Below are 13,288 nucleotides of genomic sequence, written 5' to 3' on the forward strand. Positions count from 1 at the left end.
AGGACATGGAGAGGGGGCGCTGCGGGCCGCTCGTGGAGGCCCGCAACGCCCCCTGGTCGTGCACCTGAGGGGTACTCAGGAGTTCTTCCGGGTCAGGAGGCGACCTGCGCCGCCACGAGGCTGGAGAAGGTGGTCAGCCGGGTGTACACACCCGGGTAACCGGCCTCCGCACAGCCCTCGCCCCAGGAAGTGATGCCTGCCAGGACGCCCCCGATGAGCAGGGGACCGCCGCTGTCGCCCTGGCAGGTGTCTACGCCGCCGGAGGTGTATCCGGCGCACACCATGTCGCTCGCGACGAAGTCGGAGCCGTAGGAACTGCCGCAGCTGGAGTCGGACACGATCGGGACGGTCGCGGTCCGCAGCTGGTTGGAGGAGCTGCCGCCCGAGGAGGTGGTCCCCCAGCCGAGGACGCGGGCCGTGGTGCCGGCCGCGTACACGCCGGTCTGGCTGGAGGTCACGTACGACGCCGGTGTGTACGACATCGACGTCGACAGGGTCAGCACGGCCACGTCGTCACCGTTGGTGGCGTCCGTGTAGTCCGGGTTGATCCAGATCTTGCTGACCCGGCTGACCGTGCCGTTGGTGCCGTTGAGGTACGTGCGGCCGCCGACGACTCTCACGCTGCTGGTGGTCTCGCCGACCATACAGTGCGCGGCCGTGACCACCTTGGTGGGAGCGACGAGCGTGCCGCCGCAGAACTGGTTCTGCGAGGCGTCCGTGATCTGCATCATGAACGGGTACGCCGTCGTGGTGGTCGTCGTGCCACCGACGATCGGCTGGGGGGCCGCGGCGGCGGTGGGGGCGCTGAGCAACGCCGTCGCGGCGGCGGCAGCGGTCGCGGCGACGACGGCCGCGGTCTTCTTCGCACGGGTGAGCCCGAACATGGATCTCCTTGCTGGGGGAGTTGCCGGTGGGGGGTCGCGCGGGTGTGGGGGTGTGCACGGGGGCGGGCGCCCTTCCCCCTCGGACGGAGCCGGGAGTGGGGGAGGGGCCGTTCCCCGTGTGACCGGGCGAGCGGCACGCCCCTTACGCTAGGGGCCGGACCCTCGTCTCCCAATGAGGGAACCCCCTAAGGGAGTTGGGGAGGGAAAACCCTCGGTCGCCGCTCGGCGAACCCCGCGCTGCACACCGCGCGCGGCAAACCCCCGCGCGGGAGACCACGCGCGGCGAACCCCGCGCGGTCCACCCGTGCCGTGAGCCCGCGCTGGCAGTTAACCCGCGCAATCGCTACTTCGCGTGACGCCCCGCCGCCAGTCGGACGATGTCCACCCGCGAGCGGATCCCCAGCTTGCGGTAGACCCGGGTCAGGGTCGCCTCCACCGTCTTGACGCTGATGAACAGGCGCGCGGCGATCTCCCGGTTGGTCGCGCCCTCCATGACCAGCGCGGCGACCTGACGCTCCATCGCGGCCAGCCCCTCCAGCGCGTCCGGAGCGGGAGCCGGCGCGGGCGGCTCCACCGGACCGGCCCCGCCCGCCGCGGCCACCGCCGCGTCGACCTGCCGCAGCCACGGCAGCGCCCGGCACCGCCGGAACAGCCGCGCGGCCTCCTCGTACGCCGTCGGTCCGGGCCGCCCGGTGCGCAGCCGGGCCAGCGCGAACGCGGCCCGCGCCTCCTCCAGGCCGTACCCCAGTCCCGCGAGCCGGTCCTGAGCGGACGTCAGCCGCGCCACCGCGCCCTCCCGGTCGCCGCGCGCGGCCCGCACCAGCGCCTCCGCCCGGTCCAGCACGGCCAGCACACCCTCGCGGCCCAGCCGCAGCGCGTGCGCGCGGGTGACGTCGATGAGGTCCTGCGCCTCGCCCGGCTCACCGACACGGACCAGGGCCTCGGCGAGATCGCCCTGCCAGCGCCCGCGTGCCGGGTCGGTGATGCCCATGCCCCGCTCCAGCTCCCGCACCCGGCGCAGGCTGGAGACCGCGCCCGCCGCGTCCCCGGCCACCGACTGGGCGTAGCCGAGCGCGGCCAGGGCCCGGGAGAGGTACATCTGGTCGCCGTCCTCCTCGGCCCGGTCCGCGGCCTCCCGGGCCAGCGCCAGCGCCCGGTCGACATCGCCGCCGGAGGCCTCCGCGAGGGAGGTGAGCATGGCGGAGGCGCCCAGGCCGATACCGGAGTCCCGGGCCAGGCGCAGGCTGTCGCGGGCCAGGTCCAGGGCGCGTCCGCAGTGCCCGGAGCGCAGTTCGGTGTCCGCGAGGAAACGCTGGAAGTGCACCTCGCTCTCGACCATGCCGCGCCGGCGCACCTCGCGCAGCAGCGCGGTGATGGTGGAGCGGGCCTCGGGCAGCTGGTCGCTCATCAGCAGCCAGCGGAACCGCGCCGTGCCGGCGCCGTTGTGGTGGCAGGCCACGTAGGGGTCCTGAGGTTCCCCCAGGGCGCGCTTGATGGTCGCGGGCGCGTCCGGATGGCCCATCAGGGTCTCGGTCGAGGCCTGGAAGGACAGCGCCATCAGCTCGGTGCGCCGGTCACCGCCGCGCGCCGCCAGGTCGGCGGTGTGCGCGGCCTCCTGCCGGGCCTCGGCGAAGTCGCCCTCGACGACCAGCTTGCGCCAGGCCAGCCGGTAGTGGACCAGGGCGAGCAGCCGCGGGTCGTCGCCGGCGTCGGCCAGGGCCTGCGGGAAGGCGGCGTCGACCTCGCCGAGGGACTGCCCGGCCGCCTCGATCACCACCTCCCACGCCCGTACCCGCTCGGCGGGCACCGTGACCCGGGACAGCACCTCGCGCGCCACGTCCCGGGCGAGGTCCACCTCGCCGGCGGTGATGGCGTCCTCCGCGGCCTGCAACCGGTGCCCGTCCGGGCCGGGGGTGCCGTCCGGCGGGGCGTGCCGGGCCGCGAGCAGACCGAGCGAGGCCGCCACCGAAGGCGCGCCCCTGTCCCGGGCCAGCGTGGCGGCCTCGGCGAGCCGGGCGGCCACCTCCGGGTCGGTGCCGGTGGTCGCCAGGGCGAGGTTGCGGGCCCGTTCGATCGGATCGGAGGCCGCCGTGGACAGCGCGGCGTGCGCGGCCCGCCGTTCCTGCGCGGGAGCCTCCGCGTACAGCGCGGCCGAGATCAGCGGATGCGCGAACCGTACGGCCGGCCCCTCCGGTTCCGTCGCCAGCAGCCCCAGGGACGCCGCCCGGGCCGTCTCGGCCTCGGCGTTCTCCCGGCCGGCCGCGTGCAGCAGCGCCAGGGTGGGGCGGGCGCCCGCACTGGCGACGAGCAGGGTGCGGCGGGCCTCGTCGGAGAGCATCTCCAGACGGCTGAGCACCAGGGCGCGCAGCGAGGTCGGCACAGGCAGCGGCTCACCCGGGCGCGGCGGGGTCGTGCTCTCGCCGAGGGCGCGGCCCAGTTCCAGGGCGAACAGCGGGTTGCCGCCGCTGGTGCGGTGGATCTCGCGGACCGTGGAGCGGGGCAGGTCGGTGTACCCGCGGTGGTCGAGCAGGGCGGAGACCTGGGCGCGGGAGAGCGGGTTGAGGCGGACGGCGAGGGTGTCGGGCGGGGACGCGCGTAGATGGCGGTCGTACTCCTGCCCCTCGGTCCGGACCGCGCAGAGCAGCTGGACGGGCGTGTCGCCCAGCCGGCGGGCGGCGAAGCCGAGGAGCTCGGCGCTGGCGGAGTCCAGCCACTGGAGGTCGTCGGCGACCACCAGGACGGGACCCGCGGCGGCGAGGGCGCGCAGCGCGGACAGCACGGCCAGCCGCAGGGCGAGGCCGTCGCGTTGCAGGGTCGATTCGCCGCGGCCGGTCAGGGCCGCCTCCAGCGCGGTGCGCTGGGCGGCGGGCAGCCGGCCGGAGACCTCGTCGAGGACCAGGCCGAACAGATCGGCCAGGGCCAGGAAGGGGAGGTGGGATTCGGACTCGGTGGCCGAGCAGCGCAACACGGTGCGGGCCGTCTCGCCGTAATCGGCGGCCAATGCCCGCAGCGCGGTCGATTTCCCTATTCCGGCGGGGCCGTGCAGCAGCACGCTGCCGCCGCGCGCCAGCTGCTCCCGGGCCGCCGTGAACAGCTCCTCCCGGCCGACGACCAGGTCGGGGCGGCGGCTGGCAGACTCCTTGAAGTCCCGTCGCACGGTCACCGCTCCCTCCGAGTGTCGTGTCCGGGGCAAATTCTAGGCATTGGCGCATTGGAATTCGGAGGGACGGCATGGTGAGGGAGACAACAACGGGCGCATGGGGCAATTCATCGGGGCGGGCCGTGAATGGACGGTCGTCAGGGACGGGCGCGCCAGGGCCCTGACCGGCCGTGCTCGGCCTGTTCGGCCTGCCCGGCTTGCTCGGCCCGGCCTGCTCGCCCCGACCCTGCCCGCCCGGCCCGCCCTGCCCGTCCGGGTTGGCCGGCCTGCCCGCTCGCCCTGCTCGTCTGTCCCGACGGAACGCCTGGCCAGCTCAGGCACCGGGCCGCTCGCCCGGCTCCCCGCCTGCCGTCTGCCGGCCCGCCAGACTCACGCGGCTCGCGCGCCTTGCCGTTTGCCGGCCCGCCCGGCTACCGCGCCTTGCCGTCTGCCGGCCCGCCCGGCTCGCGTGTCCTGCCTCCTGCCGGCCCGCCACGCTCGCCCGGCTCACGCGCCCTGCCGTCTGCCGACCCGCCAGACTCGCCCGGCTCACGCGCCCTGCCGCCAGCCGGTCCGCCCGGCTCGCTCGCCGGGCCGCGTGCCCGGTCACCGCCCGGCCGGTCACCGCGTGCCCGGTCACCGCGTGCCCGGTCACCGCGTGCTCGGTCACCGCCCGTCCGGCCACCGCCCGGCCGTACGCCCCGCTCGTCCGCCGCAGTACCCCCCGTTCAGGGGTAGTGGGATCCGGGTCGCGGCTTACACGATGGCGGGGAGCCGCCGGGCAGTGGTCCGGCACCTAGGAGGACAGATGACGACGGCGACGGCGACGGAACAGTTCCGCAGGGCCAGGGACTTCCTGCTGGAGCACCGCGAGGACTACGCCACGGCGCACCGGGACTTCGTCTGGCCCCGGCCCGAGCACTTCAACTGGGCCCTGGACTGGTTCGACGCCATCGCGGACGGGAACGACCGGACCGCGCTGCACATCGTCGAGGAGGACGGCTCCGAGGTCCGGCTCTCCTTCGCCGACCTCTCCGAACGGTCCGACCGGGTCGCCAACCTGCTGCGTGAGCGCGGTGTCGGCCCCGGCGACCGGATCCTCGTCATGCTCGGCAACCAGGCCGAGCTGTGGGAGACCGCGCTGGCCGCGATGAAGCTGCGGGCCGTCGTCATCCCCGCCACCCCCCTGCTCGGCCCCGCCGACCTGCGCGACCGCGTGGAGCGGGGGCAGGTCCGGCACGTCGTCGTACGCGCCGCGGACACCGGCAAGTTCGACGACGTGCCCGGCGACTACACGCGCCTCGCCGTCGGCGGGGTCCCGGAGGGCTGGCAGCCGTACGAGGACGCGTACACCGCCTCCGCCGCGTTCCTGCCCGACGGCCCGACCCTCGCCGGCGACCCGCTGATGCTGTACTTCACCTCCGGGACGACGGCCCGCCCCAAGCTGGTCGAGCACACCCACGTGTCGTACCCGGTCGGGCACCTCGCCACCATGTACTGGATCGGGCTCCGGCCCGGCGACGTGCATCTGAACATCTCCTCGCCCGGCTGGGCCAAGCACGCCTGGTCCAACCTCTTCGCCCCGTGGAACGCCGAGGCGACCGTCTTCCTGCACAACTACACGCGCTTCGACCCGGCGCGGCTGATGGCCGAGATGGACCGCGCCCGCGTGACGACCTTCTGCGCCCCGCCGACCGTCTGGCGCATGCTCATCCAGGCCGACCTCACCCAGTTGCGCACCCCGCCGCGCGAGGCCGTGGCGGCCGGGGAGCCCCTGAACCCCGAGGTCGTCGAACAGGTACGGCGGGCCTGGGGCGTGACGGTCCGGGACGGCTTCGGCCAGACGGAGACGGCCGTGCAGATCGCCAACAGCCCCGGCCAGCCCCTCAAGACCGGCTCCATGGGCCGCCCCAGCCCGGGCTACCGGGTGGAACTGCTCGATCCGGTGTCCGGCGTGCCCGGCGCGACGGAGGGCGAGATCGCGCTCGACCTGTCGCACCGGCCGGTCGGCCTGATGACCGGCTACCACGGCGACCCCGACCGCACGGCGGAGGCGATGGCGGGCGGCTACTACCGCACGGGCGACATCGGCACCCGGGACGAGAACGGATACATCACCTACATCGGGCGCAGTGACGATGTCTTCAAGGCGTCCGACTACAAGATCAGCCCCTTCGAGCTGGAGAGCGCGCTGCTGGAGCACGAGGCCGTCGCCGAGGCGGCCGTCGTCCCCGCCCCCGACCCGCTGCGGCTCGCCGTGCCCAAGGCGTACGTCGTCCTCGCAGAGGGCTGGGAGCCCGGTCCCGACACGGCGAAGGCGCTGTTCGAGCACTCCCGCGAGGTCCTCGCGCCCTACAAGCGCCTGCGCCGCTTGGAGTTCGCGCCGCTGCCCAAGACCGTCTCCGGCAAGATCCGCCGCGTCGAACTGCGCGAGGCCACGGCGGCCGGCTCGGCCGCGGAGTACCGCGAGGAGGACTTCCGATGAGCCCGGTGACCCCGGTGACCCCGGTGACCCCGCCCGCCTCCTACGCGCACGGCACCGGCACGACCCCGCTGCTCGGCGACACCATCGGCGCCGACCTGGACCGGACGGCGGCGCGGTGGCCGGACCGCGAGGTGCTCGTCGACGTGCCGTCCGGCAGGCGCTGGACGTACGCCGAGTTCGTCGCGGACGTGGACCGGCTGGCCTGCGCCCTGCTCGCGAGCGGCACCGCCAAGGGCGACCGGGTGGGCGTCTGGGCGGTCAACTGCCCCGAGTGGGTGCTCGTGCAGTACGCCACCGCCCGGATCGGCGCGATCATGGTGAACGTCAACCCGGCCTACCGGACCCACGAGGTCGAGTACGTGCTCCGGCAGGCCGGGGTCGCCCTCCTGTTCGCCTCCCCGGGCCACAAGTCGAGCGACTACCGGGCGATGGTCGGACAGGTGCGGGGCAGGTGCCCGGACCTGAGGGAGGCGGTCTTCTTCGGGGACCCGGGATGGGACGCGCTGCTCGGCCGCGCCACCCCGGCCCACCGGGCGGAACTGGCGGCGCGCGGCCGCGAGCTGTCCTGCGACGACCCCATCAACATCCAGTACACCTCGGGCACCACGGGCTTCCCCAAGGGGGCGACCCTCTCCCACCACAACATCCTCAACAACGGCTACTTCGTGGGCGAGATGATCGCCTACGGCGAGCGCGACCGGATCTGCGTGCCGGTGCCCTTCTACCACTGCTTCGGCATGGTCATGGGGAACCTGGCGGCCACCTCGCACGGCGCGTGCATCGTGATCCCGGCCCCCTCCTTCGACCCGGCGGCCACGCTGGAGGCCGTCCAGCGGGAGCGCTGCACCTCCCTGTACGGCGTCCCGACCATGTTCATCGCGGAGCTGAACCTCCCCGACTTCGCCGCCTACGACCTGTCGTCGCTGCGCACCGGCATCATGGCGGGCTCGCCCTGTCCGGTCGAGGTGATGAAGCGGGTGGTCGCCGAGATGAACATGGCGGAGGTGTCCATCTGCTACGGCATGACGGAGACCTCGCCCGTCTCCGTCCAGACCCGCCGCGACGACGACCTGGAGCACCGCACCGCCACCGTCGGCCGCGTGCTGCCGCACATCGAGGTCAAGGTCGTCGACCCGGCGACCGGGGTCACCCTGCCCCGGGGCGCCGCGGGCGAGCTGTGCACCCGCGGTTACAGCGTGATGCTCGGCTACTGGGACGAACCCGAGCGGACCGCCGAGGCCGTCGACGCCGGACGCTGGATGCACACCGGCGACCTCGCCGTGATGCGCGAGGACGGGTACGTCGAGATCGTCGGCCGCATCAAGGACATGATCATCCGGGGTGGTGAGAACGTCTACCCGCGCGAGATCGAGGAGTTCCTCCACGGTCACCCGAAGATCGCGGACGTCCAAATCGTCGGGGTGCCGCACGAGAAGTACGGCGAGGAGGTGCTGGCCTGCGTCGTCCCCGCGGACCGGGCCGACCCGCCGGCGCTCGAGGAGGTGCGCGGCTTCTGCGAGGGCCGGCTGGCCCACTACAAGATTCCCAGCCGGCTCCAGGTGCTGGACACCTTCCCGATGACCGTCTCCGGGAAGGTGCGCAAGGTGGAACTGCGGGAGCGGTACGGGGCCTGACCCGCCGCCGGCCCGTCGGGGCCGAGCGCGCCGGCGTCCGTCCGGCGTGTTCGGCCCCGACGGGTTGTCAGGGGCGTGCCGGACTCCTACAGTCACCGGCACAGCCTGTGCGTGGGAGCGCTCCCATAGTGCCCTCGTCGGCTGTCGAGGGCGACGGACCGGCCGTGAGCGGGCGGCCCGCCGCAGGGCCCCGCCGCGCCGCATCCCCCAGTCCCCCCGCCCGTCCGGCGGCACCCTCCCCGGACGGGCGGGGGCTCCAGGCCGAGTCCGGGTGGTTCGGCCGGTCTGCCTTCTCCCGACGATTCCGGTGCACGGGTGGCCCCCCCGCAGGTGCGCATGCCTTCCGTCCGTCTCTTGACGGTCTCCCCCCACCCCCCTACATTGCTTCCAGATAGTAGAAGTAGTTTTCCGCAATGCGAAATTCGTAGCGGAGGCGCTCGCCGCGGGGCGCGACGGGAGAGCGCATCCGACAGCCGAAGCTGGAGTACTCGATGGCTCGAATGACCGCTGCCCGCGCGGCAGTCGAAATCCTCAGGCGCGAGGGCGTCACCGCCGCGTTCGGTGTCCCCGGCGCGGCGATCAACCCGTTCTACGCGGCCCTCAAGGCCTCCGGCGGCATCGCCCACACGCTCGCCCGCCACGTCGAGGGCGCCTCGCACATGGCGGAGGGATACACCCGTGCCCGGCCGGGCAACATCGGCGTCTGCGTCGGCACGTCGGGACCCGCCGGCACCGACATGATCACCGGCCTGTACTCGGCCATCGGCGACTCCGTCCCGATCCTGTGCATCACGGGCCAGGCCCCGACCTCCGTGATCCACAAGGAGGACTTCCAGGCCGTCGACATCGCCTCGATCGCCAGGCCGGTGACCAAGATGGCGGTGACCGTCCTGGAGGCCGCCCAGGTGCCCGGCGTCTTCCAGCAGGCGTTCCACCTCATGCGCTCCGGCCGCCCCGGCCCGGTCCTCGTCGACCTGCCGATCGACGTCCAGCTCACCGAGATCGAGTTCGACCCGGACACCTACGAGCCGCTGCCCGTCTACAAGCCGGCCGCGACCCGCGCCCAGATCGACAAGGCGCTCGGCATGCTGAACGCCGCCGAACGCCCGCTGATCGTCGCGGGCGGCGGAGTCGTCAACGCCGACGCGTCCGACCTCCTGGTGGAGTTCGCCGAACTGACCGGCACGCCGGTCGTGCCGACCCTGATGGGCTGGGGGACGATCCCCGACGACCACGACCTGAACGCGGGCATGGTCGGCCTCCAGACCTCGCACCGCTACGGCAACGCGACCTTCCTGGAGTCCGACTTCGTCCTCGGCATCGGGAACCGCTGGGCCAACCGCCACACCGGGAAACTGGACGTCTACACCGCCGGCCGCACCTTCGTCCACGTCGACGTCGAGCCCACCCAGATCGGCCGGATCTTCGCCCCCGACTACGGCATCGCCTCCGACGCCAAGGCGGCCCTGGAGCTGTTCGTCGAGGCGGCCCGCGAGCTGAAGGCGGCCGGCGGGCTGCCCGACCGCTCCGCCTGGGCCGCCGCGGCGCAGGAGAAGCGGGCCACGCTCCAGCGCCGTACGCACTTCGACGACATCCCGATCAAACCGCAGCGCGTCTACGAGGAGATGAACAAGGCCTTCGGCCCGGAGACCCGGTACGTCTCCACCATCGGCCTCTCGCAGATCGCCGGCGCCCAGATGCTGCACGTCTACCGGCCGCGCCACTGGATCAACTGCGGCCAGGCGGGCCCCCTCGGCTGGACCGTCCCGGCCGCCCTCGGCGTCGCCACGGCCGACCCGGAGGCGACCGTCGTCGCCCTCTCCGGGGACTACGACTTCCAGTTCATGATCGAGGAACTGGCGGTGGGCGCGCAGCACAAGATCCCCTACGTCCACGTCCTGGTCAACAACTCCTACCTGGGCCTCATCCGCCAGGCGCAGCGCGCCTTCGACATCGACTTCCAGGTCAAGCTGGAGTTCGAGAACGTCAACTCGCCGGAGCTGGGCGTCTACGGCGTCGACCACGTCAAGGTCGCCGAGGGCCTCGGCTGCAAGGCGATCCGCGTGACCGACCCGAACGACCTGGCCGCCGCCTTCGAGCAGGCCGGGAAGCTCGCCGCCGAGTTCCGGGTGCCGGTCGTCGTGGAGGCGATCCTGGAGCGCGTCACCAACATCTCCATGAGCGTCACCAACGACATCGGCGCCGTCGTGGAGTTCGAGGAGACCGCCACGGAACCGGGGCACGCCCCGACGGCGATCAGGACGCTGAAGGTCTGACGCGCGGCGTTCTGGAGTCGTAGCGGGGAGCGTGGGAGCGGGGGAACGGGAGCGGCTCGTCGGGGGACGGGCCGCTCTTCCGCATGCCCTTCCCGTGGCGGGCGGGTTCAGACGCGGTCCGGGGCGTGCGCGCTCCTCACTCCGAGCCGCCGCCCCCGCCGCCGCAGGAGTACGGGGTTCCGCCCGTGCCGCCGCCGCGGGGCGACCGGGAGTGGAACCCCTTGTCCGCCACCGGGGCCCGGCCGACCAGTCCCGCCCGCAGGGCGAAGCGCGGGACGAGCACCCGCAGGGCCGCCTCGCCGTGCAGCGCGACGGCGAGCAGTCCGTCGTGGTCGGTCAGGCCGCGCCGCTCCGCGGGCAGGGCATGGCGCTCCCGCAGGGCACGCACATGGCGGCGGGCGGCGCGGGTCGGGCCGAGCAGCGGGTAGCGCAGCAGACCGGCCTCGGCCAGGGGGACGCGCATCAGGGCGACCGCCAGGCGGACGTCGGGCCGTCGCACCAACTGCCGCAGCCCGCAGGGCTCGGCGAGGGACGCGCGCACGGCGTTCTCCAGCGGCGGGAGGGGAGGCGGCGGCTGTCCCGGGACCGTGTCCGCGACGAGCGGTCGCGGCGTCCTCATCGTCCCCGGCCGGCCCGCTTCCACGGCACCCCGCAGATGGAGGCCGACCACGGCGACCGTCACGGCGGCGCGCGGACCGCCCCGCAGCAGCGCGACCTCGTGCGGCTGGAGCCGGATGTCCGTGTCCCCACTCATGGCGCACCCCCTGGAGCGGAGCCCGCCGCCCCCGTGCAGGCGGGCCCCGCGTGACCAGGATGGGCCCGGCTTCGGCGGGATCTGAAGCCCGCTGAACCAAGTTCAGAGGTTGATTTGAGGTTCGGGGCCACCGACTTGAGGTTAGGAACGCCACCGACTTGAGGTTCGGAATGCCGCCGACTTGAGGTTCGGAATGCTGCCGACTTGAGGTTCGGGACGCCGACTTGCGGCTCGCATCGCCGGCACAAGGTCGGATGAACCGACACGAGGTCGGATGGACCGACGCGAGGTCCGGCCCGCCCCGGCCCGCGTCCCTCCGGCCACCTACGGTTCGTGCTGCTGTTCGTGGTGTTCCGACAGCCCCGGCCAGTCGTCCGGGCCGCCGCCCTGCCACTCGACGAGGTCGCTCTCCTCGACCTCGATCCGGTCGAGGTCGGCCAGCCGGAGGATCTCGACGACGTCGTCGAGGTGGGTGGCGAGTCCCAGGGTGACGTCACCTGCGGTGACCCGGCGCGAGCCGTCCAGGGCCGGAGGGTGGACCACGATGTGCGGGTGCTGCGTCGTATCGCCCATGCCTTCAGGCTGCTGCGGGCCGGGCCGACGCGCACGCGGAGGGCGCCGGAGCCGCGGGGAGGGGGTGGCCGTCCGACGGCGCGAGACCGGGCGCGACGGGACGTTCGCGCCGCCGGACGGGGTAGCGGGGGCCGTCGAGGGGCCGGGACCGCGGCGGATGCGACGGAGCCGGGGTGTCCTCCCTCTGGCCGGAAGGGCACCGCGGGTCCTTCACCACCGCACTGGCTCGCACACCGCCGCGGTCCTCGCCCCGCCCGCCGCGCCCCCGTGATCACCCCTCATGCGGATCACGCGGTGGCGGCGGGTCACACGCACGGGATCACGGCCTCCCGTCGATCCCGTGCGCGGGCCGGGGGTTCAGTCCGCGCGCGGGGCGCGGACCGCCGTGGCACGGGTACGGGCGGTGGGCACGCGCTTCGACATCGTGGACCTTCCTGGAGGGAAAGCGGAAAGATTCTTCCGCTTCGTGGAGCCTAGGTTCGGGGTGAACCGGACGTCAACAGTCTGTTGACGTCCGGTGGGTGGTTCCGGGCGGCGCCGCCGCCTCGGGCGCGACAGGACAGGTGTCGGCGGGGGCGCCGCCCGGAGAACGGGGTGTCAGACCTGGGCGCCGGACAGGCGCTCCACGGCCCGCAGCAGTGCGGAGTGGTCGAGGCCGCCGTCGCCCTGCGCGCGCAGGCTCGCCACGAGCTGGGCCACCACGGCGCCGACGGGCAGGGCCGCGCCGACGGCGCGGGCGGCGTCCGTGACGATGCCCATGTCCTTGTGGTGCAGGTCGATGCGGAAGCCCGGCTTGAAGTCGCGGTCCAGGAAGTTGTCCTTCTTGCGGGTCAGCACGGTCGAGCCGGCCAGTCCGCCGTTGAGGACGTCCAGCGCCGCCTTCAGGTCCACGCCCGACTTCTCCAGGAAGACCACGGCCTCGGCGCACGCCTGGATGTTCACGGCGACGATCAGCTGGTTGGCGGCCTTCACGGTCTGGCCCGAGCCGTGCGGACCGCACAGCACGATGGTCCTGCCCAGCGCCTCGAAGACCGGACGGGCCTCGTCGAAGTCGGCCCGCTCGCCGCCGACCATGATGGACAGCACCGCCTCCACCGCGCCCGCCTCGCCGCCGGACACCGGCGCGTCCAGCACGCGGATGCCCTTGTCCCGCGCGGCCTCCGCCAGGCGGACGGAGGTCTGCGGGGTGATCGAGGACATGTCGATCAGCAGCGCGCCGGAGCGAGCGTTCTCCAGGATGCCGTCGGGGCCGTACGCGATGGCCTCGACCTGGGGGGAGGCGGGCACCATCGTGATCACCACGTCGGCGTCCCGGACGGCCTCGGCGATCGAGCCCGCCGCGGTGCCGCCGGCGGCGGCCAGGCGGTCCAGCTTCTCCCGCTCCAGGGTGAAGCCGGTGACGTCGTAGCCCGCCTTGATCAGGTTCTCCGACATGGGGGAGCCCATGATGCCCAGGCCGATCCAGGCGATCGTCGGGCGGGTCGGGCGGGAACCGGCTGCAAGGTTGTTGCTCATGGTGAGGAAGCCTCTCGGTGACGGGATG

The 13,288-nt window shown here is 73.6% G+C and carries 8 protein-coding genes; 3 read left to right on the plus strand and 5 right to left on the minus strand.

Translation table 11 applies throughout. The annotated features are described in order from the left end of the window. Positions 1-92 precede the first annotated feature (92 nt). Together ACZ3KJ_RS23620 and ACZ3KJ_RS23625 are read right to left on the minus strand one after the other, a co-directional pair. Entirely contained in the window at positions 93-884 is a 792-nt protein-coding gene (locus ACZ3KJ_RS23620) for a S1 family peptidase (RefSeq protein WP_467529749.1), read from the minus strand. A 343-nt stretch (positions 885-1,227) separates the two neighbouring features. Then, entirely contained in the window at positions 1,228-4,047 is a 2,820-nt protein-coding gene (locus tag ACZ3KJ_RS23625; RefSeq protein ID WP_467529751.1) for a helix-turn-helix transcriptional regulator, read from the minus strand. A gap of 784 nt (positions 4,048-4,831) precedes the next feature. Between ACZ3KJ_RS23625 and ACZ3KJ_RS23630 the strand changes: the two genes are divergently transcribed. From ACZ3KJ_RS23630 to gcl, 3 genes are all read left to right on the plus strand, one after another. Continuing rightward, positions 4,832-6,508, plus strand: coding sequence for an AMP-binding protein (locus tag ACZ3KJ_RS23630; RefSeq protein ID WP_467529753.1), 1,677 nt, complete (start codon positions 4,832-4,834; stop codon positions 6,506-6,508). After that, positions 6,505-8,142, plus strand: coding sequence for an AMP-binding protein (locus ACZ3KJ_RS23635; RefSeq protein ID WP_467529754.1), 1,638 nt, complete (start codon positions 6,505-6,507; stop codon positions 8,140-8,142). Before ACZ3KJ_RS23630 ends, ACZ3KJ_RS23635 begins: the two co-directional genes overlap by 4 nt. Before the next feature lie 491 nt (positions 8,143-8,633). Further along, positions 8,634-10,418, plus strand: a complete 1,785-nt coding sequence (gcl, locus tag ACZ3KJ_RS23640; protein WP_467529756.1) for a glyoxylate carboligase — start codon at positions 8,634-8,636, stop codon at positions 10,416-10,418. A gap of 136 nt (positions 10,419-10,554) precedes the next feature. On the opposite strand, the gene ACZ3KJ_RS23645 is transcribed toward gcl, so the two are convergent. From ACZ3KJ_RS23645 to ACZ3KJ_RS23655, 3 genes are all read right to left on the minus strand, one after another. Beyond that, positions 10,555-11,172: a TIGR04222 domain-containing membrane protein gene (locus ACZ3KJ_RS23645; protein ID WP_467529757.1), complete on the minus strand. Its 618-nt coding sequence runs from the start codon at positions 11,170-11,172 to the stop codon at positions 10,555-10,557. Positions 11,173-11,496: 324 nt separating this feature from the next. Continuing rightward, on the minus strand, positions 11,497-11,745 hold the full coding sequence (locus tag ACZ3KJ_RS23650) for a hypothetical protein (RefSeq protein WP_467529759.1): 249 nt from the start codon (positions 11,743-11,745) through the stop codon (positions 11,497-11,499). Positions 11,746-12,342: 597 nt separating this feature from the next. Next, positions 12,343-13,260 carry a 2-hydroxy-3-oxopropionate reductase gene (locus tag ACZ3KJ_RS23655; protein ID WP_467529761.1) on the minus strand — a complete coding sequence of 306 codons (918 nt, stop codon included), beginning with the start codon at positions 13,258-13,260 and terminating at the stop codon, positions 12,343-12,345. Positions 13,261-13,288: the final 28 nt, after the last annotated feature.

This window comes from Streptomyces sp. NPDC003248, from assembly GCF_055563235.1.